Raw genomic sequence first — 25,196 nt, 5'->3', positions numbered from 1 at the left:
TCACTCCCGATGGTCGTGGGTCTGGGTGATACGGCCCTGTTCCACGTGGAACAAAGCAACTGGCGTTTCCGTCTGCCAGCCTTCCCTCAATAATTCTTGATCTACACAGGTGATAAACACCTGGCAGCGTAAGTCTTCCAACAAGCGACAAAGTGCGCGGCGGTGCTGGTCGTCGAGTTCCGACGGCAAGTCATCCACCAGATAAATACATTGGCCGCGACGCGCTTGGCTAACCAGATGGCCTTGAGCAATACGCAATGCACAGACCACCAGCTTCTGCTGGCCGCGAGACAAAATGTCAGCCGCGTTATGGGCGCCGAGTCTCAGGCGCAGGTCTGCACGTTGTGGGCCGGCCTGGGTGTGGCCCATGTGCTGATCACGTTGCAGGGAGGAGGCGAGCACTTCACTGAGTTCGCGATCCTTGTCCCAGCCACGGTAATAGCTCAGGGTCAGCCCTTCGAGCTCGACCAAATCGCTCAGGGTTTGCTCAAAGACTGGCTTCAAGGCCTTGATGTAGTTGCGACGGTATTCATCTATTTCCGCGCTGGCCAGGCACAGTTCCCGGTCCCAGGCCGCTTGCGAAACAGCGTCAAGTGTACCATGCCGCAACCATGAGTTCCGCTGCCGCAAAGCCTTCTGCAGGCGTTGCCAAGTGGCCATGAAGCGGGGTTCCACGTGGAACACCCCCCAATCGAGGAACTGCCGGCGTATTTTCGGCGCGCCTTCGAGCAGGCGAAAGCTGTCCGGATTGATCAGTTGCAGGGGCAGAATCTCTGCCAACTGGGCTGCACTGCGAGCATTCTGCCCATCGATGCGAATGGTGAACTCACCTTGCCGATCCCGCGAAATCCCCAGGTTGCTGGAACCGCCTTCACTTAACTCGACCTGGCCGAACACCGTACAAGCCAATTGCTCGTACTGAATCACCGGTGTCAGGCGGGTGCTGCGAAACGAACGGGCCAGGCCCAACAGATGAACGGCTTCCAGCACGCTGGTTTTACCGCTGCCGTTGGCGCCGTACAGGATATTGATGCGGGGGGAGGGAGAGAAGGTCACCGGGTGCAGGTTACGCACCGCGGTGACAGAAACGCGACTGAGGGACATCTAGAGTCTGCTGGACAAATTACAGACGCATCGGCATGACAACGTAAGCAGAGTCGTCGTTGTCAGCTTCCTGCAGCAGGGCGCTGCTGTTGGAGTCCGACAGGATCAGACGAACCTGCTCAGTGGTCATGACACCCAGGACGTCGAGCAAGTAGCTGACGTTAAAGCCGATTTCCAGCGAGCTACCGTTGTACTCGACGCTGATTTCTTCTTCCGCTTCTTCCTGCTCAGGGTTGTTGGCCTGGATCTTCAACTGGGCATTGGCCAGTTGCAGACGGATGCCGCGGTACTTCTCGTTGGACAGAATCGCGGTACGGCTGAAGGCCTCGCGCAGTGCCTGGCGGTCACCGACCACCAGCTTGTCACCGCCCTTGGGCAGCACGCGCTCGTAGTCCGGGAACTTGCCATCGACCAACTTCGAGGTGAAGGTGAACTCACCAGTAGTAGCACGAATGTGATGCTGACCCAGCACGATGCTGACCATGCCATCCGGCTCAGTAAGCAGGCGCGCCAGTTCGAGGATACCTTTGCGCGGCACGATGACCTGGTGGCGATCAGCCTGGCCGATATCGGCACGCATCGAGCACATGGCCAGACGGTGACCGTCGGTGGCGACAGCGCGCAGGGTGTCGGTGGACACTTCCAGCAGCATGCCGTTGAGGTAGTAGCGTACGTCCTGCTGGGCCATGGCGAAGCTGGTGCGCTCGATCAAGCGGCGCAGACGGCTTTGCTCCAGGTTGCAGGTCAGCGAGCCTGGGCCTTCTTCGACAGTCGGGAAGTCATTGGCCGGCAGGGTCGACAGGGTGAAGCGGCTACGGCCAGCCTTGACCACGAGCTTCTGCTCATCGAGCTTGATGTCGATCAGCACGTCGTTGGGCAGGCTTTTGCAGATATCCATCAGCTTGCGCGCAGGCACGGTGATTTCGCCTGGCTCGGCCGGCTCTTCCAGTTGCACGCGGCCAACCAGTTCCACTTCCAGGTCAGTACCGGTCAGCGACAATTGCTGACCCTGTACCACCAGCAGTACGTTGGACAGTACCGGCAAGGTCTGGCGGCGCTCGACGACGCCTGCGACCAGTTGCAGGGGTTTCAACAGGGCTTCGCGTTGAATGGTGAAATGCATGGTCTAGTCCCTTGCCTTTAATAAGCTGCGCTGACGTTCATCAAGTCGTCAGAGTCCGCAGCAGGTTCTTGTAGTCCTCGCGGATATCCGCGTCGGATTCCTTGAGTTCGTTGATCTTGCGGCACGCATGCAACACGGTGGTGTGATCGCGGCCGCCGAATACGTCGCCGATCTCCGGCAGGCTGTGGTTGGTCAGCTCTTTGGACAAGGCCATGGCGACCTGCCGCGGACGGGCTACCGAACGGGAACGACGTTTGGACAACAGATCGGAGATCTTGATCTTGTAGTACTCGGCAACGGTGCGCTGGATGTTATCCACACTCACCAGTTTGTCCTGCAGTGCCAGAAGATCCTTGAGCGATTCGCGAATCAGCTCGATGGTGATGTCGCGGCCCATGAAGTGTGAATGAGCAATCACCCGCTTCAGGGCGCCTTCGAGTTCACGCACGTTCGAGCGAATACGCTGGGCGATAAAGAAAGCCGCATCGTGGGGCAGGTCGACCTTGGCCTGGTCGGCCTTCTTCATCAGGATCGCTACCCGGGTTTCCAACTCCGGAGGCTCTACCGCAACGGTCAGGCCCCAGCCAAAGCGCGACTTCAGGCGCTCTTCCAGGCCTTCGATTTCCTTCGGATAACGGTCGCTGGTCAGAATGACTTGCTGGCCGCCTTCGAGCAGGGCGTTGAAGGTATGGAAAAACTCTTCCTGGGAACGCTCTTTACGGGCAAAGAACTGAATGTCATCGATCAGCAGCGCGTCGACCGAACGGTAGAAGCGCTTGAATTCGTTGATGGCATTGAGCTGCAGCGCCTTGACCATGTCGGCGACGAAACGCTCGGAGTGCAGGTACACCACCTTGGCATTCGGGTTCTTCTTGAGCAGGTGGTTACCCACAGCATGCATCAAGTGCGTTTTACCCAGGCCCACGCCGCCGTACAGGAACAGCGGGTTGTAGCCATGCTTGGGGTTGTCGGCAACCTGCCAGGCTGCGGCGCGGGCCAGCTGGTTGGACTTACCTTCGACGAAGTTCTCGAAGGTAAAGGTGCGGTTCAGGTAGCTGGTGTGCTTGAGCGCACCTTCGACCTGCACGGTGCGTTGTTCGGTGCGGCCACTTGGAGCTGGCGCGGCGTTGGCCTCGCCCATGGAATCGAAGCTGTCACGCGAAGGCGCTTGCTCGACTTCTGCCACCGGTGCCGGCGCTGCAACAGGTGCGGCGACCGGTTCGCTGACCACCGCGGTTTGGGCAGCCTGGGCCTGCGAGGCGGCGACGGCTGCAGCCAGCGGCGCATTGGGTGCGGCACGTGGTGCCGAACTGCGTCTGCTGCCTATTAATAAGGAAAGGGCAGGCGCAATACCGTTGCCGTGTTCACCCAGCAGTTCGAGCAGACGGCTCAGGTACTTTTCATTGACCCAGTCGAGAACGAAACGGTTAGGCGCATAGACGCGCAACTCGTCGCCTTCGGCTTCGACCTGTAGCGGACGGATCCAGGTGTTGAATTGCTGGGCAGGCAGTTCATCGCGCAGAAGCTCCACGCACTGCTGCCAAAGTTCCACTGACACGGATATCCCCTGAGTTGAAAGCCGGTGAGGCAAAAACAAGCGCCCATTGTACCCAGCGCCAGCGCAGTTATCCACATGCAGCTGCGTTGAGGATGGCGATAAATCAGCAGTTTAGTGACCAAAATGTCGTTTTGAGCTTGTGAATAAGCCCTGTGGATAACCTACCCTGAGGTCTTTGCACAACTGGGGGTCGAAATCGGTGGATAACCCGCCTGTGGATAACAGACCATTTGATCCACAGCTTTTCCGAGGCTACAGCACAGTCAGAGCACCTCTTCTCGACAGAGTTTCTTTTCTCTGTACATACGATATTTAAAGGGCTGTAGCGTGTTATCCACAGAAATCTTCCACATAAGCTTTATAAGATTCACTAAAAAGCTTTAAATAAGTCCTCTCTTTTTTTCTATGTTTAAGTGATCCGTTACTCACAACCTGTCAGCACACCCCGAGCGGTGCCTGGAACGAAGCCGATTTTCCGTCCATAAGGAAAAGCTGGTTGGAAATTGACCTACGGCCCTGCTTTCTCTAGAATCGCCGGTCTCTTAAAACGGGGGCCATTCCGGCCCGTTGTCGACGAACCAGGTAACACGCCATGAAACGTACTTTCCAACCAAGCACCATCAAGCGCGCTCGCACTCACGGTTTCCGTGCCCGTATGGCCACCAAGAACGGTCGTGCCGTTCTGTCGCGTCGCCGTGCCAAAGGCCGTAAGCGCCTGGCAGTTTGATTTTTCGGCACTGGTGGTGAGTCAGGACTTCAGTCGGGAAAAGCGTCTGCTTGTTCCCCGACACTTCAAAGCGGTCTTCGACTCCCCAACCGGCAAGGTTCCAGGGAAATGCCTGCTGATCCTTGCTCGCGAGAACGGTCTTGATCATCCCCGCCTGGGGCTTGTGATCGGGAAAAAGAGCGTCAAGCTCTCCGTTCAACGCAATCGCCTGAAACGCCTGATGCGCGATTCGTTTCGCCTGAACCAGCATTCGCTTGTTGGTTGGGATATCGTGATCGTCGCGCGCAAAGGGTTGGGCGAGATTGAAAACCCAGAATTGCACCAACATTTTGGCAAGCTCTGGAAGCGCCTTGCACGCAGTCGGCCCGCTCCAGTGGTTAACACCGACTCTGTGGGGGTAGACAGTCAAGATGCGTAAACTGGCGCTCGTTCCGATCCAGTTTTACCGCTATGCCATTAGTCCACTGATGGCCAGTCACTGTCGTTTCTACCCCAGTTGCTCCTGCTATGCGTACGAAGCCATCGAAACACATGGCCTTTTACGCGGCGGGTGGCTTACCGTTCGTCGCCTGGGGCGTTGTCATCCGTGGAATGCCGGTGGTTTTGACCCGGTTCCACCTGCCTCCTCTTCCCGTACTTCTTCGATAGCCGAGTAATCATGGATATTAAACGCACGATCCTGATCGTCGCCCTGGCAATCGTGTCCTACGTCATGGTCCTTAACTGGAACCAGGACTATGGCCAGGCTGCCCTGCCGACTCAGAATACTGCTGCCAGCAACGTTGCCCCGGCCCTGCCGGACACCGCGCAGGCCGGTAACACTGGCGCCAGCGCCGATGTACCGAGCGCCAACGCTGAATCCAGCCCAGCAGAACTTGCCCCGGTAGTGGTCAGCAAGGACCTGATTCGGGTCAAGACTGATGTCCTCGATCTGGCTATCGATCCAAACGGTGGTGATATCGCCCAGCTGACGCTGCCGAAATACCCACGCCGCCAGGATCATCCGGACATTCCGTTCCAGTTGTTCGACAACGGTGGCGAGCGTACTTACCTGGCACAGAGCGGTCTGACTGGCGCCAACGGCCCGGATGCGCGTTCGTCCGGCCGTCCGCTGTATGCCGCTGATCAGAAAAGTTTCCAACTGGCCGATGGTCAGGACCAACTGGTCGTCGACCTGAAGTTCAGCGATGCCGGCGTCAACTACATCAAGCGCTTCAGCTTCAAGCGCGGTGAGTACGACCTGACCGTCACCTACCTGATCGACAACCAGAGCGCCCAGCCTTGGACCGGTAACCTGTTCGCGCAACTCAAGCGCGACGCGAGCTCGGATCCTTCCTCGAGCACCGCAACCGGTACCGCGACTTATCTCGGTGCGGCCCTGTGGACAAGTTCGGAGCCCTACAAAAAGGTGTCGATGAAAGACATCGACAAGGGAAATCTGAAAGAAAATGTTACCGGCGGCTGGGTTGCCTGGCTGCAGCACTACTTTGTAACTGCCTGGATTCCAAACAAGTCTGACAACAACATCGTTCAGACCCGTAAAGACAGCCAGGGCAACTACATCATCGGTTTCACCGGCCCGGCACTGAACGTTGCCGCTGGTGGCAAAGGCGAAACCAGCACCATGCTGTACGCCGGTCCCAAGATCCAGGAGAAGCTCAAAGAGTTGTCCCCAGGTCTGGAACTGACCGTCGACTACGGCATCCTGTGGTTCATTGCCCAGCCAATCTTCTGGCTGCTGCAACATATCCACAGCCTGCTCGGCAACTGGGGCTGGTCGATCATCGTCCTGACCATGTTGATCAAAGGTCTGTTCTTCCCGCTGTCGGCTGCCAGCTACCGTTCGATGGCGCGCATGCGTGCCGTTGCGCCGAAACTGGCAATCCTCAAAGAGCAGCACGGCGATGACCGGCAGAAAATGTCGCAAGCCATGATGGAGCTGTACAAGAAAGAGAAGATCAACCCGCTGGGCGGCTGCCTGCCGATCCTGGTGCAGATGCCGGTCTTCCTCTCGCTGTACTGGGTTCTGCTGGAAAGCGTCGAGATGCGTCAGGCGCCGTGGATGTTCTGGATCACTGACCTGTCGATCAAGGATCCGTTCTTCATCCTGCCGATCATCATGGGCGCAACCATGTTCATCCAGCAGCAACTGAACCCGACTCCGCCGGATCCGATGCAGGCCAAGGTGATGAAGCTGATGCCAATCATCTTCACCTTCTTCTTCCTGTGGTTCCCTGCAGGTCTGGTGCTGTACTGGGTTGTGAACAACTGCCTGTCGATCGCACAGCAGTGGTACATCACCCGCAGCATCGAAAAGGCTACCAAGAAAGCCGCTGCTTGACGGGTTAGCCAGCTAACCTGTGGATAAACGCCCCCTCGTGGGGCGTTTTGCTATCTGTCGTTTTTGTCGTGAGGCCTTCGAGCATGAACACTGTGCGTGAAACCATTGCCGCCATCGCTACCGCCCAGGGACGTGGGGGTGTGGGGATCGTGCGGCTATCCGGGCCTCTGGCCAAACAAGCCGGGCTGGCCATCTGTGGAAAACCGCTAACACCGCGGCACGCCCATTACGGCCCGTTCCGCGCGGAAGATGGCCTGGTGCTGGATGAAGGCATCGCGCTGTTTTTCCCCGGGCCCAACTCTTTCACCGGTGAAGACGTGCTGGAGCTGCAGGGCCACGGCGGCCCGGTGGTGCTCGATATGCTCCTGCAGCGCTGTGTACAACTGGGTTGCCGCCTGGCGCGCCCGGGTGAATTCAGCGAGCGTGCGTTCCTCAATGACAAACTCGACCTGGCCCAGGCCGAGGCAATCGCCGACCTGATCGAAGCCAGTTCTACACAGGCGGCGCGTAATGCCTTGCGCTCGCTGCAGGGCGAATTTTCCCGTCGTGTGGATAACCTCACGGAGAAATTGATCAGCCTGCGCATCTACGTGGAAGCTGCGATCGACTTCCCCGAGGAAGAAATCGACTTTCTCGCCGACGGTCATGTGCTGAGCATGCTCGATGACGTGCGCAATAATTTATCCACAGTGCAGCGTGAAGCCGGGCAGGGCGCCTTGCTGCGTGACGGCATGACAGTGGTGATTGCCGGCCGGCCGAATGCCGGCAAGTCGAGCCTGCTTAACGTACTGGCGGGTCGCGAGGCAGCGATTGTCACCGATATCGCCGGTACCACCCGCGACATCCTGCGCGAACATATCCACATCGACGGTATGCCGCTGCACGTGGTCGACACCGCCGGGTTGCGCGACACCGACGATCATGTGGAAAAGATCGGTGTGCAGCGCGCCCTCAAGGCCATCAACGAAGCCGACCGGGTGTTGCTGGTGGTGGATTCCACAGCGCCGGAAGCCAGTGATCCGTTTGCCCTGTGGCCAGAATTCCTCGATCTGCGTCCGGATCCGGCCAAGGTCACGCTGATTCGCAACAAGGCTGACCTGAGCGGCGAAGCCATTGCCATGGAGCAGAGCGAAGATGGCCACGTCACCATTACCCTCAGTGCCAAGGACAGCGACTTGGGCCTGGAGCTGCTGCGCGAGCACCTGAAGGCCTGCATGGGTTATGAACAGACTGCCGAAAGCAGCTTCAGCGCCCGCAGGCGCCATCTGGAGGCATTGCGCCAGGCTAGCGCGCACCTGGAGCACGGTCGTGCGCAGCTGACCCTAGCCGGTGCGGGTGAGCTGCTGGCAGAGGATCTACGCCAGGCACAACAGGCCCTGGGTGAAATTACCGGGGCTTTCAGCTCCGATGACTTGCTCGGGCGAATCTTCTCCAGCTTCTGCATCGGCAAGTAAAGGTCGTTATCCACAGCCGGGTCTGCAACGGACCCGGCTGCAGCATCAAATTTTCACCCATCCTCTCTCCTGGTCAGTACAGCCACAGTGCTCGTGCTGTACTCACTCCTGCGTGTCTATCCACAATTCTCTGAAATAAGCCCTGTGGAAAACCCACCTTCAGCTCCGTTGATAACTGGCCTTCAAAGCTGGAGATAACTGCGCTTGTGGGTAACTGGCCATTTCATCCACAGGCTTAAAGCGCTTATCCAGAACGCTCATGCCCGGTAGACCACAGGGTTTTGAATCTCTGTACATAAGGTAAATAAAGGCCTGTAGAGCCTTATCCACAGAAAGGTGGCTGACTAAGAATAAACATAAAAACAAAGCTTTAATAAATTTCTCTCTTTTAATTTCTATTGCACGCCATTCATCCACAGCCTGGTTAAATTTTGTGCAAAAGGTTCCTTTAGAGGGGGGTAAGTCCCTATACTTGTGCGTTATCCCTATCTATTCCCGAAACAGGCACGAGGTGCGTGGTGGATTTCCCTTCCCGTTTTGAAGTGATCGTCATCGGCGGCGGCCATGCCGGTACCGAGGCTGCGCTTGCGTCTGCACGCATGGGTGTAAAAACCCTGCTGCTGACCCACAACGTGGAAACCCTCGGTCATATGAGTTGCAACCCGGCCATCGGTGGCATCGGCAAGAGCCACCTGGTCAAGGAAATCGATGCGCTCGGCGGTGCCATGGCACTGGCCACTGACAAGAGCGGTATCCAGTTCCGTGTGTTGAACAACCGCAAAGGCCCGGCAGTGCGCGCTACTCGCGCCCAGGCCGACCGCGCCATCTACAAATCGGTGGTGCGCGAGATTCTCGAGAACCAGCCCAACCTGTGGATATTCCAGCAGTCGTGCGACGACCTGATCGTCGAGCAGGACCAGGTACGCGGCGTGGTGACACAAATGGGTCTGCGTTTTCTCGCCGACTCCGTGGTATTGACCACCGGCACCTTCCTCGGCGGACTTATCCACATCGGTTTGCAGAATTACTCCGGTGGCCGTGCCGGCGATCCACCCTCGATTGCCTTGGCGCGCCGCCTGCGGGAACTGCCGCTGCGTGTTGGCCGGCTGAAAACCGGCACGCCGCCACGCATCGATGGTCGCTCGGTGGATTTCTCGGTCATGACCGAGCAACCGGGGGATACGCCGATTCCGGTGATGTCGTTCATGGGCTCCAAGGAACAGCACCCGCGTCAGGTCAGCTGCTGGATTACCCATACCAACGCCCGTACCCACGAGATCATTGCCTCGAACCTCGATCGTTCGCCGATGTACTCCGGCGTCATCGAAGGCATCGGCCCGCGCTATTGCCCGTCGATCGAAGACAAGATCCACCGCTTTGCCGACAAGGAAAGCCACCAGGTGTTCATCGAGCCGGAAGGCCTGAACACCCACGAGCTGTACCCGAACGGGATATCCACATCCTTGCCGTTCGATGTGCAGTTGCAGATCGTGCGTTCGATCCGCGGCATGGAAAACGCCCACATCGTGCGCCCGGGCTATGCCATCGAGTACGACTACTTCGATCCGCGTGATCTCAAGTACAGCCTGGAAACCAAGGTCATCGGCGGCCTGTTCTTTGCTGGCCAGATCAACGGCACCACCGGTTACGAAGAAGCCGGCGCCCAGGGTTTGCTTGCCGGGACCAACGCCGCGTTGCGCGCCCAAGGCCGTGAAAGCTGGTGCCCGCGTCGCGACGAGGCGTATATCGGTGTGCTGGTCGACGACCTGATCACCCTGGGTACCCAGGAGCCCTACCGTATGTTCACTTCGCGGGCCGAGTACCGGCTGATCCTGCGCGAAGACAACGCCGACCTGCGCCTGACCGAAAAAGGCCGCGAGCTGGGCCTGGTCGATGACGCGCGCTGGGCCGCATTCAGCGCCAAGCGCGAAGGCATTGCCCTGGAAGAGCAGCGCCTGAAGTCCACCTGGGTACGCCCGGACACCGCGCAAGGCCAGGCAATTGCCGAAAAATTTGGCACGCCGTTGAGCCATGAATACAACCTGCTCAACCTGCTGACCCGTCCGGAAATCGATTACGCCGGGCTGATGGAAGTCACCGGCGGCTCGGATATCGACCCGCAAGTCGCCGAACAGGTCGAGATCAAAACCAAATACGCCGGCTACATCGACCGGCAACAGGAAGAAATCGCCCGGCTGCGCGCCAGCGAAGACACCCGCCTGCCCGACGATATCGACTACAGCGGTATTTCCGGGTTGTCCAAGGAAATCCAGGGCAAGCTCGGCCAGACCCGGCCCGAGACCCTGGGCCAGGCTTCGCGTATCCCCGGCGTGACCCCGGCGGCGATTTCCCTGTTGCTGATTCATCTGAAAAAACGCGGCGCAGGCCGCGAGTTGGAGCAAAGCGCTTGAGTTCTCAGGTCACCCCTCAACACGCCGAAGAGTTGTCCACAGGCGCCCGCCAGCTCGGTGTCGAGCTGAGCGAGGCCCAGCACGCACAACTACTGGCCTACCTGGCCTTGCTGATCAAGTGGAACAAGGCCTACAACCTGACCGCCGTGCGCAATCCGGACGAAATGGTGTCCCGCCATCTGCTCGACAGCCTCAGCGTCATGCCGTTTATCCACAGCGAGCGCTGGCTGGATGTCGGCAGCGGCGGTGGCATGCCGGGCATTCCATTGGCTATCCTGCATCCGCACAAGCAAGTCACGGTGCTCGACAGCAACGGCAAGAAAACCCGCTTCCTGACCCAGGTAAAGCTGGAGCTCAAACTGGATAACCTCACAGTTATCCACAAGCGGGTCGAGGAGTTCCAACCGGAGCTGCCTTTCACCGGAATTGTTTCCCGTGCTTTCAGCAGCATGGAGAACTTCACCAACTGGACGCGCCACCTCGGCGACGCCCAGACGCAGTGGCTGGCAATGAAAGGGCTGCATCCTGCCGATGAGCTGGTAGCATTGCCGGCAGATTTCAGAGTGGATAGCGAGCAGGCCTTGACCGTTCCGGGTTGCCAAGGCCAACGCCATCTGCTGATACTGCGCCGCACGGCATGATTGGGAACACAAGCAAGAATGGCTAAGGTATTCGCTATCGCGAACCAGAAAGGTGGTGTGGGCAAAACCACCACCTGTATCAATCTCGCAGCATCGCTGGTGGCAACCAAGCGCCGCGTGCTGCTGATCGATCTCGATCCACAGGGCAACGCCACCATGGGTAGCGGTGTGGATAAACACGTCCTGGAACATTCGGTCTATGACCTGTTGATCGGCGAATGCGACCTGGCCCAGGCCATGCACTTCTCCGAGCACGGCGGCTATCAACTGCTGCCGGCCAACCGCGACCTGACCGCTGCCGAAGTGGTTCTGCTGGAAATGCAGATGAAGGAGAGCCGCCTGCGCACCGCGCTGGCGCCGATCCGCGAGAATTACGACTACATCCTGATCGACTGCCCGCCGTCGCTGTCGATGCTGACCCTCAACGCCCTGGTCGCCGCCGATGGCGTGATCATTCCGATGCAATGTGAATACTTTGCCCTGGAAGGCTTGAGCGACCTTGTGGATAACATCAAGCGGATCGGCGAGCGTCTGAACCCGCAGCTCAAGGTCGAAGGCCTGCTGCGGACCATGTACGACCCGCGCCTGAGCCTGATCAACGATGTGTCCGCGCAGCTCAAGGAACACTTCGGCGACCAGCTGTACGACACCGTGATTCCACGCAACATCCGCCTGGCCGAGGCTCCGAGCTTCGGCATGCCGGCCCTGGCATACGACAAGCAATCGCGTGGCGCCCTCGCGTACCTGGCCCTGGCCGGGGAACTGGTTCGTCGTCAACGTCGTCAAACCCGCACTGCACAGACAACTTAAGGAATCCGCATGGCCGTTAAGAAACGGGGTCTCGGACGTGGGTTGGATGCACTGCTCAGTGGTCCGACCGTCAGCGCGCTCGAAGAGCAGGCTGTCCAGGTCGACCAAAAGGAACTGCAACACCTGCCGCTCGACCTGATCCAGCGCGGCAAGTACCAGCCGCGCCGGGATATGGACCCGCAGGCACTGGAAGAACTCGCCCACTCGATCAAGAGCCAGGGCGTGATGCAGCCGATCGTGGTGCGCCCGATCGCCGACAACAAATTCGAGATCATCGCCGGTGAACGCCGCTGGCGCGCGAGCCAGCAGGCCGGCATGGACACCATCCCGGCCATGGTCCGCGATGTGCCCGATGAAGCGGCCATCGCCATGGCCCTGATCGAGAACATCCAGCGCGAAGACCTCAACCCGGTGGAAGAGGCCATTGCCCTGCAGCGCCTGCAGCAGGAGTTCCAGTTGACCCAGCAACAGGTCGCCGATGCCGTGGGCAAGTCGCGGGTCACCGTGGCCAACTTGCTGCGCCTGATTTCGTTGCCGGAAGTGATCAAGACCATGCTGTCCCACGGCGACCTGGAGATGGGTCACGCCCGGGCATTGCTCGGATTGCCGGATGAACAGCAGGTCGACGGGGCGCGTCACGTTGTCGCACGCGGCCTGACCGTACGCCAGACCGAAGCACTGGTTCGCCAGTGGCTCAACGGCAAGCCTGAGGCTGCAGAACCTGCCAAGCCGGACCCGGACATCACCCGCCTCGAACAGCGTCTGGCAGAGCGTCTGGGCTCGGCCGTACAGATTCGTCACGGCAACAAGGGCAAGGGCCAGTTAGTTATCCGTTACAACTCACTAGATGAGTTGCAAGGTGTGCTTGCTCACATCCGCTGAAACAATTCCTTTTGTAGCGCGCAGTCGGAAATCACTACCCGGCAGTTGAATAGGGGTTAAACCGCCCCTATACTCTGCGCGCATTTTGTCGGCACAAATTATGCCAAGTCATAGCTGACTGGTTGGTCGACTTTCGAGGAGCAGTTGTGATGGAAACCCGCACGCCAAACCGCTTGCCTTTCCATCGCTGGGCGGTTTTTCCGGTACTGTTGGCTCAATGTGTCGTGTTTCTGCTGGCAACTTTGGCGTTGTGGCAGTGGCACGGGGCGGTCAGTGGATATTCGGCACTCTGCGGAGGGCTGATTGCCTGGCTGCCGAATGTGTATTTCGCCTGGAAGGCTTTTCGGTTTACCGGAGCCAGGGCAGCGCAGGCCATCGTCAAGTCGTTCTACGCTGGCGAGGCAGGCAAATTGATTTTGACGGCAGTGCTTTTTGCACTGACGTTTGCAGGAGTGAAGCCATTGGCGCCGTTAGCAGTCTTCGGTGTCTTTCTGCTGACCCAGTTGGTCAGCTGGTTCGCGCCCCTGCTGATGAATATAAGACTTTCGAGACCTTAGGGCGTTTGAGGCAACCATGGCAGCAGAAACCGCTTCGGGCTATATCCAGCACCACTTGCAGAACCTGACCTTCGGTCAACTACCAGACGGCGGTTGGGGCTTTGCCCATTCCGCAGCAGAAGCCAAGGCAATGGGCTTCTGGGCTTTCCACCTGGACACCCTGGGTTGGTCGGTCGCACTGGGTCTGCTGTTCGTATTCCTGTTCCGCATGGCAGCCAAGAAGGCGACTTCCGGCCAGCCTGGCGGCCTGCAGAACTTCGTAGAAGTGCTGGTTGAGTTCGTCGACGGCAGCGTCAAGGACAGCTTCCACGGCCGCAGCCCGGTGATCGCCCCACTGGCGCTGACCATTTTCGTCTGGGTCTTCCTGATGAACGCCGTCGACCTGATCCCGGTCGACTGGATTCCACAGCTGGCCATCCTGATCTCCGGTGATCCGCACATTCCGTTCCGTGCCGTTTCGACCACCGACCCGAACGCGACCCTGGCCATGGCCTTCAGCGTCTTCGCCCTGATCATTTTCTACAGCATCAAGGTCAAGGGCATCGGCGGCTTCCTCGGCGAACTGACCCTGCACCCGTTTGGCAGCAAGAACATCTTCGTTCAGATCCTGCTGATTCCGGTCAACTTCCTGCTCGAATTCGTCACCCTGATTGCCAAGCCAATCTCGCTGGCCCTGCGTCTGTTCGGCAACATGTATGCCGGCGAGCTGGTGTTCATCCTGATTGCCGTGATGTTCGGCAGCGGCCTGCTCTGGCTCAGCGGCCTGGGCGTGGTGCTGCAGTGGGCGTGGGCTGTGTTCCACATCCTGATCATCACCCTGCAAGCGTTCATCTTCATGATGCTTACCATCGTCTACCTGTCGATGGCTCACGAAGATAACCATTAAGACCGCCTGGCGTGTCTGATGACCCTTGCGCCAGTCCGGGGGAGGGTCGAAAAAGTCCGCAAGGGCAGCTGTACCAAACGATTTTGTTTTACCGCTTCAAACTAAAAAACCTAACCAATACGACGTAAAAGTCGGGAGGAAAGATGGAAACTGTAGTTGGTCTTACCGCTATCGCTGTTGCTCTGCTGATCGGCCTGGGTGCTCTGGGTACCGCCATTGGTTTCGGCCTGCTGGGCGGCAAGTTCCTGGAAGGCGCTGCTCGTCAGCCAGAGATGGTTCCAATGCTGCAAGTTAAAATGTTCATCGTTGCCGGTCTGCTCGACGCCGTAACCATGATCGGTGTTGGTATCGCTCTGTTCTTCACCTTCGCTAATCCCTTCGTTGGTCAAATCGCCGGCTAATCACTCGAATTCTCGAGTGGTTTGGTGTGATGGACAAAGAACGAGCGAGGTGTTGGCGTGAACATTAATGCAACCCTGATTGGTCAGTCCGTTGCGTTCTTCATTTTTGTGCTGTTCTGCATGAAGTTCGTGTGGCCTCCGGTCATCGCGGCATTGCAAGAACGTCAGAAGAAGATCGCGGATGGACTGGACGCTGCCAACCGAGCAGCTCGCGACCTGGAGTTGGCCCAAGACAAAGCGGGTCAGCAACTGCGCGAAGCGAAAGCTCAGGCAGCCGAAATCATTGAGCAAGCCAAGAAGCGCGGTGCTCAGATCGTCGAGGAAGCCCGTGATCAGGCCCGCGTCGAAGCTGACCGTGTGAAGGCTCAGGCTCAGGCCGAGATCGAACAGGAAATTAACGGTGTCAAAGACGCCCTGCGTGCCCAAGTGGGTCTGCTGGCTGTCGGCGGTGCTGAAAAGATCCTTGGCGCCACAATCGATCAAAACGCGCATGCGGAGCTGGTTAATAAACTGGCCGCTGAAATTTAAGCGAGGGCGATCATGGCAGAACTGACCACGTTGGCCCGACCTTACGCTAAGGCGGCCTTTGAGCACGCCCAGGCCCATCAGCAACTGGCCAATTGGTCAGCCATGCTCGGCCTGGCTGCTGCAGTGTCGGAAGACGACACGATGCAGCGCCTGCTCAAGGCCCCGCGACTGACGAGCGCAGAAAAGGCCGCCACGTTTATTGACGTGTGCGGTGACAAGTTCGATGCACAGGCACAGAATTTCATTCATGTTGCCGCGGAAAACGACCGTCTCCTGCTGTTGCCGGAGATTTCGGCTTTGTTCGACCTGTACAAGGCTGAACAAGAGAAATCCGTGGACGTGGAAGTCACTAGTGCTTTTGCGTTGGACCAAGAACAGCAAGACAAACTCGCCAAGGTTCTCAGTGCACGGCTCAGCCGGGAAGTGCGCCTGCATGCGACGGAGGACGCCTCCCTTATCGGTGGTGTCGTGATCCGCGCCGGCGACCTGGTAATCGATGGCTCGGTTCGCGGCAAAATCGCGAAACTGGCCGAAGCATTGAAATCTTGAGTTTGAAGGGGCAGCAGAGCAATGCAGCAACTCAATCCTTCCGAAATTAGTGAAATCATCAAGGGTCGCATCGAGAAACTCGACGTGACCTCCCAAGCCCGCAACGAGGGTACCGTCGTCAGCGTTTCTGACGGTATCGTGCGGATTCACGGTCTGGCCGACGTCATGTACGGCGAAATGATCGAGTTTCCAGGTGGCGTGTTCGGTATGGCCCTCAACCTGGAGCAAGACTCCGTTGGTGCGGTAATCCTGGGCGCCTACGACACCCTCGCTGAAGGCATGAGCGCCAAGTGCACCGGCCGCATCCTCGAAGTTCCAGTTGGTAAGGAACTGCTGGGTCGCGTTGTTGACGCACTGGGCAACCCAATCGACGGCAAAGGCCCACTGGGCAACACCGAGACCGACGCGGTCGAGAAAGTTGCTCCGGGCGTGATCTGGCGTAAGTCGGTAGACCAGCCTGTACAGACTGGCTACAAATCTGTCGACGCCATGATCCCGGTCGGCCGTGGCCAGCGCGAGCTGATCATCGGTGACCGTCAGATCGGTAAGACCGCCATGGCGATCGACGCCATCATCAACCAGAAAGACTCCGGTATTTTCTGTGTTTATGTTGCTGTCGGCCAGAAGCGTTCCACCGTTGCCAACATCGTTCGCAAGCTGGAAGAAAACGGCGCCCTGGCCAACACCATCGTGGTGGTTGCCAGTGCTTCGGAATCCGCCGCACTGCAATTCCTGGCGCCATACGCCGGTTGCACCATGGGCGAGTTCTTCCGTGACCGCGGTGAAGACGCGCTGATCGTATACGATGACCTGTCCAAGCAGGCCGTTGCCTACCGTCAGATCTCCCTGCTGCTGCGCCGTCCACCAGGACGTGAAGCGTACCCAGGTGACGTGTTCTATCTCCACTCCCGTCTGCTGGAGCGTGCATCGCGCGTTTCCGAAGAGTACGTCGAGAAGTTCACCAACGGTGCTGTAACTGGCAAGACCGGTTCCCTGACCGCACTGCCGATCATCGAAACCCAGGCTGGCGACGTTTCCGCGTTCGTTCCGACCAACGTGATTTCCATCACCGACGGTCAGATCTTCCTGGAATCGGCCATGTTCATCTCGGGCATCCGCCCTGCAGTGACCGCCGGTGTTTCGGTATCCCGTGTGGGTTGTGCCGCTCAGACCAAGATCATCAAGAAGCTCTCCGGTGGTATCCGTACCGCTCTGGCTCAGTACCGTGAACTGGCGGCATTCGCCCAGTTCGCTTCTGACCTGGACGAAGCCACCCGTAAGCAACTCGAACACGGTCAACGTGTTACCGAGCTGATGAAGCAGAAGCAATACGCTCCAATGTCCATCGCGGACATGGCGCTGTCGCTGTATGCCGCTGAGCGTGGGTTCCTGACCGACGTTGAAATCGCCAAGATCGGTAGCTTCGAACAAGCACTGATCGCTTACTTCAACCGTGATCACGCCGAACTGATGGCGAAGATCAACGTGAAGGGTGACTTCAACGACGAAATCGACGCTGGCATCAAAGCCGGTATCGAGAAGTTCAAGGCCACCCAAACCTGGTAAGCCGCAGCGGGGGCTTTGCGGCCCCCGCTTGCTAACCTGATAGGTGTTACATGGCAGGCGCAAAAGAGATTCGCAGTAAGATTGCGAGCATCAAAAGCACGCAAAAAATTACCAGCGCCATGGAAAAAGTGGCGGTCAGTAAAATGCGCAAGGCACAAATGCGCATGGCTGCTAGCCGTCCTTACGCGGAGCGTATCCGCCAGGTTATCGGTCATCTGGCCAACGCCAACCCGGAATACCGCCACCCCTTCATGATCGAACGCGAAGTAAAGCGCGTCGGTTATGTCGTCGTGAGCAGTGACCGTGGTCTGTGCGGTGGCTTGAACACCAACCTGTTCAAGGCCCTGGTCAAGGACATGGCGGTCAACCGCGAGCAAGGTATCGAGATCGATCTTTGCGTGGTTGGCAGCAAGGGTGCGGCGTTTTTCCGCAGCTTCGGCGGTAACGTCGTTGCAGCGATCAGCCACCTGGGCGAAGAGCCGTCGATCAATGATCTGATCGGCAGCGTCAAGGTCATGCTGGACGCTTACCTGGATGGTCGTATCGATCGTCTGTCCGTGGTATCGAACAAGTTCGTCAATACCATGACGCAAACCCCAACGGTCGAGCAGTTGATTCCGTTGGTTGCAACCCCGGATCAAGAACTCAAGCACCACTGGGACTACCTCTACGAACCTGACGCCAAAGAGCTGCTGGACGGCCTGATGGTGCGTTACGTGGAGTCGCAGGTCTACCAGGCGGTGGTCGAGAACAACGCAGCTGAACAAGCTGCCCGGATGATCGCGATGAAGAACGCCACCGACAACGCCGGTGACCTGATCAGCGAATTGCAGCTGATCTACAACAAGGCGCGTCAGGCTGCGATCACCCAAGAGATCTCGGAAATCGTCGGCGGCGCTGCCGCGGTTTAACGGTTCAAATATTCAGAGGATCCAGCTATGAGTAGCGGACGTATCGTTCAAATCATCGGCGCCGTCATCGACGTGGAATTCCCACGTGACGCCGTGCCGAGTGTTTACAACGCGCTGAAAGTAGTAGGCGCGGAAACCACCCTGGAAGTTCAGCAGCAGCTGGGCGACGGCGTGGTTCGTACCATTGCGATGGGCTCGACCGAAGGCTTGAAGCGCGGTCTGGACGTTACAGACACCGGCGCAGCCATCTCCGTACCAGTCGGTAAAGCGACCCTGGGCCGGATCATGGACGTACTGGGTAACCCGATCGACGAAGCTGGCCCGATTGGTGAAGAAGAGCGCTGGGGTATCCACCGCGACGCTCCTTCGTTCGCTGACCAGGCAGGCGGCAACGACCTGCTGGAAACCGGCATCAAGGTTATCGACCTGGTTTGCCCGTTCGCCAAGGGTGGTAAAGTCGGTCTGTTCGGTGGTGCCGGTGTAGGCAAAACCGTAAACATGATGGAACTGATCCGTAACATCGCCATCGAGCACAGCGGTTATTCCGTGTTCGCCGGTGTGGGTGAGCGTACTCGTGAGGGTAACGACTTCTACCACGAGATGAAGGACTCCAACGTTCTCGACAAGGTAGCGCTGGTCTACGGTCAGATGAACGAGCCACCAGGAAACCGTCTGCGCGTAGCGCTGACCGGCCTGACCATGGCTGAGAAGTTCCGTGACGAAGGTAACGACGTTCTGCTGTTCGTCGACAACATCTATCGTTACACCCTGGCCGGTACCGAAGTATCCGCACTGTTGGGCCGTATGCCTTCGGCAGTAGGTTACCAGCCGACCCTGGCTGAAGAGATGGGCGTTCTGCAAGAGCGTATCACTTCGACCAAGGAAGGTTCGATCACCTCGATCCAGGCCGTATACGTACCTGCGGACGACCTGACCGACCCGTCGCCAGCGACCACCTTCGCCCACTTGGACGCTACCGTCGTACTGTCCCGTGACATCGCCTCCCTGGGTATCTACCCAGCGGTCGATCCACTGGACTCGACTTCGCGCCAGCTGGACCCGAACGTGATCGGCAACGAGCACTACGACACCGCTCGTGGCGTTCAGTATGTTCTGCAGCGCTACAAAGAGCTGAAGGACATCATCGCCATCCTCGGTATGGACGAACTGTCCGAAGCCGACAAGCAGCTGGTATCGCGCGCTCGTAAGATCCAGCGCTTCCTGTCCCAGCCGTTCTTCGTGGCCGAAGTCTTCACCGGTTCTCCAGGCAAATACGTTTCCCTGAAAGACACCATTGCAGGCTTCAGCGGCATCCTCAAAGGTGACTACGACCACCTGCCAGAACAAGCGTTCTACATGGTCGGCAGCATCGAAGAAGCCGTCGAGAAAGCCAAGAAACTGTAATCCCGGCGCCCCGCAAGGGGCGCTAATCAGGTTGAGGCAAGCAGATGGCTATGACAGTCCATTGCGATATCGTCAGCGCGGAAGGGGAAATTTTCTCCGGTCTGGTCGAGATGGTGATTGCGCACGGCAACCTGGGTGATCTTGGTATCGCTCCAGGCCACGCCCCGCTGATCACTAATCTGAAGCCAGGTCCGATCACGCTGACCAAGCAGGGTGGCGCCCAAGAGGTGTTCTACATCTCTGGTGGTTTCCTCGAGGTTCAGCCGAACATGGTCAAGGTGCTTGCCGATACCGTGCAACGTGCCAGCGACCTGGATGAAGCTCAGGCTCAGGAAGCCCTCAAGGCTGCCGAGAACGCCCTGAACGAAAAAGGCGCGGAGTTCGATTACGGCGCCGCTGCCGCACGTCTGGCCGAGGCCGCAGCCCAGCTGCGTACCGTCCAGCAAATTCGCAAAATGAAGTAACCGGCACTCGCCGATCACTTTCTGTTGCGATTGAGTTAAAGGGTAGCCTCGGCTACCCTTTTTCTTTTTCCGAATTTCTTCTTCTGGTCACAGCGCTGACCTTCCAGGATTGGTAGCCAGTCAATGTCTCTCGATATCGTAATTCTCGCCGCCGGCCAAGGTACCCGCATGCGCTCGGCGCTGCCCAAGGTACTGCATCCGGTCGCCGGCGACTCCATGCTCGGCCATGTTATCCACAGCGCCCGCCAGTTGCAGCCGCAGGGCATTCATGTGGTGATCGGGCACGGTGCGGAGCTGGTACGTGAGCGCCTGGCCGCCGATGACCTTAATTTTGTCCTCCAGGACAAGCAACTGGGTACCGGCCACGCCGTCGCCCAGGCACTGCCGGCGTTGAGCGCCGAAACCGTACTGATCCTTTACGGTGACGTTCCGCTGATCGAAGTCGATACCCTCAAGCGCCTGCTTGCCAAGGTCACCCCACAGCAGCTCGGCCTGCTGACTGTGACCCTGGATGACCCGACCGGTTATGGCCGTATTGTCCGTGATGCGCAGGGCCAGGTGGCAGCGATCGTCGAGCACAAAGATGCCAGCGACGCACAGAAAGCCATCAAGGAAGGCAACACCGGTATTCTCGCCGTCCCGGGCGCGCGCCTGGCTGACTGGCTGGGCCGTCTGTCGAACAACAACGCCCAGGGCGAGTACTACCTCACTGACGTCATCGCCATGGCTGTAGCCGATGGCCTGGTGGTCGCGACCGAGCAGCCGCTGGACCCGATGGAAGTGCAGGGCGCCAATGACCGTCGTCAGCTTGCCGAGCTGGAGCGTCACTACCAGTTGCGCGCAGGCCGCAGTCTGATGGCCCAGGGTGTGACCCTGCGTGACCCGGCGCGCTTCGATGTGCGCGGTGAGGTGACCGTTGGTCGCGATGTGCTCATCGATATCAACGTGATCCTTGAAGGCCGCGTGGTGATCGAAGACGACGTGGTCATCGGCCCGAACTGCGTGATCAAGAACAGCACCCTGCGCAAAGGCGTGGTGGTCAAAGCCAACAGCCACCTGGAAGGCGCAATCATGGGTGAGGGCAGCGATGCCGGCCCGTTTGCCCGCCTGCGCCCTGGCAGCGTGCTCGACGCTCGCGCCCATGTGGGTAACTTTGTTGAACTGAAGAACGCCCACCTCGGTGAAGGCGCCAAGGCCGGTCACCTGACTTATCTGGGCGATGCCGAGGTCGGCGCACGCACCAACATCGGTGCCGGTACCATCACCTGCAACTACGATGGCGCCAACAAGTTCAAGACAGTACTTGGCGCAGACGTGTTCATCGGTTCGAACAACTCATTGGTCGCGCCTGTGGATATCCTCGACGGCGCTACCACTGCCGCCGGTTCGACCATTACTCAGAACGTCGAGGCGGCGCAGCTGGCAGTCGGTCGTGCGCGTCAGCGCAACATTGATGGCTGGAAGCGGCCGGAGAAGCTCAAAAAGAGCTGAGTTACTCACAGCTAATAGAAAGGGCCGACTGCATTGTGCATAAGTCGGCCTTTTTCGTTCTGTGGATAAAATTTTGCTGCTATGCAAGTTATTCACAGGAAAATTTTTTCTCCGCTGTTCTTGACACATCAGCCACTATAGGTTTTGATTGGCATCATTATCTTTCGAATCGAAACTTAAGCGCGCCATGTCGAAACGTAACACCCCCCAACGACGTCATAACATCCTGGCTTTGCTCAATGAGCAGGGCGAGGTGAGCGTCGACGCCTTGGCCAAGCGTTTCGAAACCTCCGAAGTGACCATTCGCAAGGACCTCGCAGCCCTCGAAGCCAATGGCCTGCTGTTGCGCCGCTACGGTGGGGCAGTGACCCTGCCGCAGGAACTGTTTACCGAACAGGGCCAGCCGGTTTCGCTTTATAAACAAGCGATCGCCAAGGCTGCCGTAGGCCGTATCCGCGAACATGCCCGCATCATCATCGACAGCGGCAGCACCACCGCCGCGATGATCCCGCAGCTGGGTCATCAACCGGGCCTGGTGGTCATGACCAACTCGTTGAATGTGGCCCGCGCCCTTAGCGAGCTGGAGCATGAGCCGGTACTGTTGATGACCGGCGGTACCTGGGACCCGCATTCCGAATCGTTCCAGGGCCAGGTGGCCGAGCAGGTACTACGCTCATACGACTTCGACCAACTGTTCATTGGCGCCGACGGCATTGACCTGGCGCGCGGCACCACCACGTTCAACGAACTGCTGGGCCTGAGCCGGGTGATGGCTGAAGTCGCCCGGGAAGTGATCGTCATGGTCGAGTCCGACAAGGTCGGGCGCAAGATTCCCAACCTTGAGCTGCCCTGGAGCAGCGTCAACACCCTGATTACCGATGAGCGCCTGCCCCATGAGGCACGCGTACAGATTGAAGCCCGCGGCATCAACGTGATTTGCGCCGCTATCACCTAGGAGCATGAATAATGTGTGGAATCGTTGGTGCCGTCGCCGAACGTAACATCACAACCATTCTGATCGAAGGCCTCAAGCGCCTCGAGTACCGCGGCTATGACAGCGCAGGTCTGGCCGTCTTCACCCAGCAGGGCAACCTTGAGCGCCGTCGCCGTATCGGCAAGGTCAGCGAGCTGGAAGCCGCCGTTGCCGCCGAACCGCTGGCTGGCAACCTGGGTATCGCCCACACCCGTTGGGCGACTCACGGCGCGCCAACCGAACACAATGCCCACCCGCATTTCTCTGGTCATGAACTGGCAGTGGTGCACAACGGCATCATCGAGAACCACGAAGAGTTGCGCGAACAGCTCAAGGGCCTGGGTTACGTCTTCAGCTCCGAGACCGACACCGAGGTGATCGTTCACTTGCTGGCGCACACCCTCAAAACCTTGCCGGACCTGGCCGATGCCGTCAAGGCTACAGTCAAGCAACTGCATGGCGCCTACGGCCTGGCCGTGATCAGCGCCAAGCAGCCAGACCGCTTGTTGGCCGCCCGCAGCGGTAGCCCGTTGGTGATCGGCCTGGGCCATGGCGAGAATTTCCTGGCTTCCGACCAGTTGGCCCTGCGCCAGGTTACCGACCGCTTCATGTACCTGGAAGAGGGCGACATCGCCGAAATTCGCCGCGACCAGGTCACCATCTGGGACGTCGCCGGCACTGCAGTGCAGCGCGAGACCGTGCAGTACCACGAAGGTGCCGAAGCTGCCGACAAGGGCGCCTACCGTCACTTCATGCTCAAGGAAATCCACGAGCAACCAACCGTGGTGCAACGCACCCTGGAAGGCCGCCTGGGCAAGGACCACGTCATGGTCCAGGCCTTCGGCCCGCAAGCTGCTGAACTGTTTGCCAAGGTGCGCAATGTACAGATCGTTGCCTGCGGCACCAGCTACCATGCCGGCATGGTTGCCCGTTACTGGCTGGAAAGCCTGGCCGGTATTCCTTGCCAGGTCGAAGTCGCCAGCGAGTTCCGCTACCGCAAGGTGGTGGTGCAGCCTGACACCCTGTTCGTCTCGATCTCGCAGTCGGGTGAAACCGCCGACACCCTGGCCGCCCTGCGCAACGCCAAGGAACTGGGCTTCCTCGGCAGCCTGGCGATCTGCAACGTCGGCATCAGCTCGCTGGTGCGCGAGTCGGACCTGACCCTGCTGACCCAGGCTGGTCCGGAAATCGGCGTGGCCTCGACCAAGGCCTTCACCACCCAGCTGGTTTCGCTGATGCTGCTGACCCTGTCTCTGGGCCAGGTGCGCGGCACCCTGGCTGCAGGCGTCGAAGCGGAGCTGGTGGAAGAGCTGCGTCGCCTGCCAACTCGCCTGGGCGAAGCCCTGGCCATGGATGCGATCGTCGAGAAGACCGCCGAGCTGTTCGCCGACAAGCACCACACCCTGTTCCTGGGCCGCGGCGCGCAGTTCCCGGTGGCCATGGAGGGTGCGCTGAAGCTCAAAGAGATCTCCTACATCCACGCCGAAGCCTACCCGGCCGGTGAGCTCAAGCATGGCCCGCTGGCGCTGGTCGACAGCGACATGCCAGTAGTCACCGTGGCGCCGAACAATGAGCTGCTGGAAAAGCTCAAGTCAAACCTGCAGGAAGTCCGCGCCCGTGGCGGTGAGCTGATCGTCTTCGCCGACGAACAGGCTGGCATGAGCAATGGCGAAGGCACCCACGTGATCGCAGTGCCGCACATCATCGACGCTCTGGCGCCGATCCTCTACACCATTCCGCTGCAGTTGCTGTCTTACTACGTCGCTGTGCTCAAGGGCACCGACGTCGACCAGCCGCGTAACCTGGCGAAATCGGTAACTGTCGAGTAACGAGCGCTGTGCCTGGTCCCTTTTCCTGCCAGTGATGGGAGAAGGGGCCTGGTTTCTGATTCTCAGGCAGCGGCTGATTCCGGACGCTGCCTGTTGATCAGCAGTGCTGAAATCGACTCGCTTGTTCGTAGCCAATCGTTCGGGTTTTTGTGCTACGTGAGCGATTCGGCGTGCCAGAAAAATACTCGACCTCGCGTCAGACACACTTTTTTTCGCATCTTCTTCCCCGCCTACGCTTGTGCGAAAAGGACTACTTCACTGTGAGTGGAGCGGTAGCCAATGCCCATTTCCATGGAGCATCTTGAAGGCAGCACGTTAGCTAATTGTTTGGAAACGTCGGCGATATTTAAAGTGTAACTCGCTTAGAAAGATTTATTTACAAATTTCGACTTTTCCGCGAAATACTTCCTGCTAGTTTTGTGACGCCTGCTGTTACAGGCCAACTCAAAATCGTAAACAAGGAATGTATTATGAACTCTGCAATTGACCTGTTTCAAACTGAAGTGACTGGCGTTACCACCAAGGGTGTTTGCTTGTGGTAAGAGCGTGATAAAAGAGGGGGAAAGAAATTTCCCCCTCTTTTTAA

Annotated in this window: 24 protein-coding genes; 21 read left to right on the top strand and 3 right to left on the bottom strand. The window is 58.6% G+C overall.

Features of this window, described 5'->3' with window-relative positions; all coding sequences use genetic code 11:
• From recF to dnaA, 3 genes are read right to left on the bottom strand one after another with little or no spacing between them, the layout of a single operon-like run.
• Nucleotides 1-1,104, bottom strand: coding sequence for a DNA replication/repair protein RecF (gene recF, locus ACIOVF_RS17100; RefSeq protein ID WP_010222707.1), 1,104 nt, complete (start codon nt 1,102-1,104; stop codon nt 1-3).
• A gap of 19 nt (nt 1,105-1,123) precedes the next feature.
• Nucleotides 1,124-2,227, bottom strand: coding sequence for a DNA polymerase III subunit beta (gene dnaN / locus ACIOVF_RS17095; protein WP_038997897.1), 1,104 nt, complete (start codon nt 2,225-2,227; stop codon nt 1,124-1,126).
• Nucleotides 2,228-2,267: 40 nt separating this feature from the next.
• Nucleotides 2,268-3,785 carry a chromosomal replication initiator protein DnaA gene (dnaA, locus tag ACIOVF_RS17090; protein ID WP_093377769.1) on the bottom strand — a complete coding sequence of 506 codons (1,518 nt, stop codon included), beginning with the start codon at nt 3,783-3,785 and terminating at the stop codon, nt 2,268-2,270.
• Between the two features lie 592 nt (nt 3,786-4,377).
• Here dnaA and rpmH point away from each other — a divergent pair.
• From rpmH to glmS, 21 genes are all read left to right on the top strand, one after another.
• Complete coding sequence (gene rpmH / locus ACIOVF_RS17085; RefSeq protein WP_002551315.1) at nt 4,378-4,512, top strand: 50S ribosomal protein L34; 135 nt, start codon at nt 4,378-4,380, stop codon at nt 4,510-4,512.
• A 13-nt stretch (nt 4,513-4,525) separates the two neighbouring features.
• Nucleotides 4,526-4,930, top strand: coding sequence for a ribonuclease P protein component (gene rnpA, locus ACIOVF_RS17080; RefSeq protein ID WP_213604342.1), 405 nt, complete (start codon nt 4,526-4,528; stop codon nt 4,928-4,930).
• On the top strand, nt 4,923-5,168 hold the full coding sequence (gene yidD / locus ACIOVF_RS17075; RefSeq protein WP_080764817.1) for a membrane protein insertion efficiency factor YidD: 246 nt from the start codon (nt 4,923-4,925) through the stop codon (nt 5,166-5,168). The genes rnpA and yidD overlap by 8 nt, the downstream gene beginning before the upstream one ends.
• Nucleotides 5,169-5,170: 2 nt before the next feature.
• Nucleotides 5,171-6,853, top strand: coding sequence for a membrane protein insertase YidC (gene yidC, locus ACIOVF_RS17070; RefSeq protein WP_045199395.1), 1,683 nt, complete (start codon nt 5,171-5,173; stop codon nt 6,851-6,853).
• 83 nt (nt 6,854-6,936) lie between these two features.
• Complete coding sequence (gene mnmE, locus ACIOVF_RS17065; RefSeq protein ID WP_401290962.1) at nt 6,937-8,307, top strand: tRNA uridine-5-carboxymethylaminomethyl(34) synthesis GTPase MnmE; 1,371 nt, start codon at nt 6,937-6,939, stop codon at nt 8,305-8,307.
• Between the two features lie 518 nt (nt 8,308-8,825).
• A complete protein-coding gene (gene mnmG / locus ACIOVF_RS17060; protein WP_045199648.1) occupies nt 8,826-10,718 on the top strand; it encodes a tRNA uridine-5-carboxymethylaminomethyl(34) synthesis enzyme MnmG in 1,893 nt (630 codons plus the stop codon).
• Nucleotides 10,715-11,359, top strand: coding sequence for a 16S rRNA (guanine(527)-N(7))-methyltransferase RsmG (gene rsmG, locus ACIOVF_RS17055; protein ID WP_045199399.1), 645 nt, complete (start codon nt 10,715-10,717; stop codon nt 11,357-11,359). The genes mnmG and rsmG overlap by 4 nt, the downstream gene beginning before the upstream one ends.
• Nucleotides 11,360-11,377: 18 nt before the next feature.
• Nucleotides 11,378-12,169, top strand: coding sequence for a ParA family protein (locus ACIOVF_RS17050; protein ID WP_010222720.1), 792 nt, complete (start codon nt 11,378-11,380; stop codon nt 12,167-12,169).
• A gap of 9 nt (nt 12,170-12,178) precedes the next feature.
• A complete protein-coding gene (locus ACIOVF_RS17045; RefSeq protein WP_045199401.1) occupies nt 12,179-13,051 on the top strand; it encodes a ParB/RepB/Spo0J family partition protein in 873 nt (290 codons plus the stop codon).
• Nucleotides 13,052-13,200: 149 nt separating this feature from the next.
• Nucleotides 13,201-13,608: a F0F1 ATP synthase subunit I gene (locus ACIOVF_RS17040; RefSeq protein ID WP_401290957.1), complete on the top strand. Its 408-nt coding sequence runs from the start codon at nt 13,201-13,203 to the stop codon at nt 13,606-13,608.
• Nucleotides 13,609-13,624: 16 nt separating this feature from the next.
• The gene (atpB, locus tag ACIOVF_RS17035) at nt 13,625-14,494 is read left to right on the top strand and encodes a F0F1 ATP synthase subunit A (protein WP_045199403.1); all 870 of its coding nucleotides are present in this window, start codon (nt 13,625-13,627) and stop codon (nt 14,492-14,494) included.
• 143 nt (nt 14,495-14,637) lie between these two features.
• Entirely contained in the window at nt 14,638-14,895 is a 258-nt protein-coding gene (gene atpE, locus ACIOVF_RS17030; protein WP_003097235.1) for a F0F1 ATP synthase subunit C, read from the top strand.
• Between the two features lie 57 nt (nt 14,896-14,952).
• Nucleotides 14,953-15,423: a F0F1 ATP synthase subunit B gene (locus tag ACIOVF_RS17025; protein WP_010222733.1), complete on the top strand. Its 471-nt coding sequence runs from the start codon at nt 14,953-14,955 to the stop codon at nt 15,421-15,423.
• 12 nt (nt 15,424-15,435) lie between these two features.
• Entirely contained in the window at nt 15,436-15,972 is a 537-nt protein-coding gene (locus ACIOVF_RS17020) for a F0F1 ATP synthase subunit delta (protein ID WP_045199409.1), read from the top strand.
• Between the two features lie 21 nt (nt 15,973-15,993).
• The gene (gene atpA / locus ACIOVF_RS17015; RefSeq protein ID WP_401290952.1) at nt 15,994-17,538 is read left to right on the top strand and encodes a F0F1 ATP synthase subunit alpha; all 1,545 of its coding nucleotides are present in this window, start codon (nt 15,994-15,996) and stop codon (nt 17,536-17,538) included.
• A gap of 50 nt (nt 17,539-17,588) precedes the next feature.
• Complete coding sequence (gene atpG / locus ACIOVF_RS17010) at nt 17,589-18,449, top strand: F0F1 ATP synthase subunit gamma (RefSeq protein ID WP_045199412.1); 861 nt, start codon at nt 17,589-17,591, stop codon at nt 18,447-18,449.
• Nucleotides 18,450-18,476: 27 nt separating this feature from the next.
• Complete coding sequence (atpD, locus tag ACIOVF_RS17005; protein WP_045199413.1) at nt 18,477-19,853, top strand: F0F1 ATP synthase subunit beta; 1,377 nt, start codon at nt 18,477-18,479, stop codon at nt 19,851-19,853.
• Between the two features lie 44 nt (nt 19,854-19,897).
• On the top strand, nt 19,898-20,317 hold the full coding sequence (locus ACIOVF_RS17000) for a F0F1 ATP synthase subunit epsilon (protein WP_045199415.1): 420 nt from the start codon (nt 19,898-19,900) through the stop codon (nt 20,315-20,317).
• Nucleotides 20,318-20,440: 123 nt separating this feature from the next.
• Complete coding sequence (gene glmU, locus ACIOVF_RS16995) at nt 20,441-21,808, top strand: bifunctional UDP-N-acetylglucosamine diphosphorylase/glucosamine-1-phosphate N-acetyltransferase GlmU (protein WP_093377778.1); 1,368 nt, start codon at nt 20,441-20,443, stop codon at nt 21,806-21,808.
• A 187-nt stretch (nt 21,809-21,995) separates the two neighbouring features.
• A complete protein-coding gene (locus ACIOVF_RS16990; protein WP_401290947.1) occupies nt 21,996-22,763 on the top strand; it encodes a DeoR/GlpR family DNA-binding transcription regulator in 768 nt (255 codons plus the stop codon).
• Nucleotides 22,764-22,774: 11 nt separating this feature from the next.
• Complete coding sequence (gene glmS, locus ACIOVF_RS16985) at nt 22,775-24,610, top strand: glutamine--fructose-6-phosphate transaminase (isomerizing) (RefSeq protein ID WP_401290944.1); 1,836 nt, start codon at nt 22,775-22,777, stop codon at nt 24,608-24,610.
• Nucleotides 24,611-25,196 lie beyond the last annotated feature (586 nt).

The organism is Pseudomonas sp. NPDC087612 (genome assembly GCF_044743505.1).
Lineage (GTDB): Bacteria > Pseudomonadota > Gammaproteobacteria > Pseudomonadales > Pseudomonadaceae > Aquipseudomonas.
The sequence above is the reverse complement of the archived record's forward strand: the minus strand, read 5'-3'. Positions and strand labels throughout refer to the sequence as shown.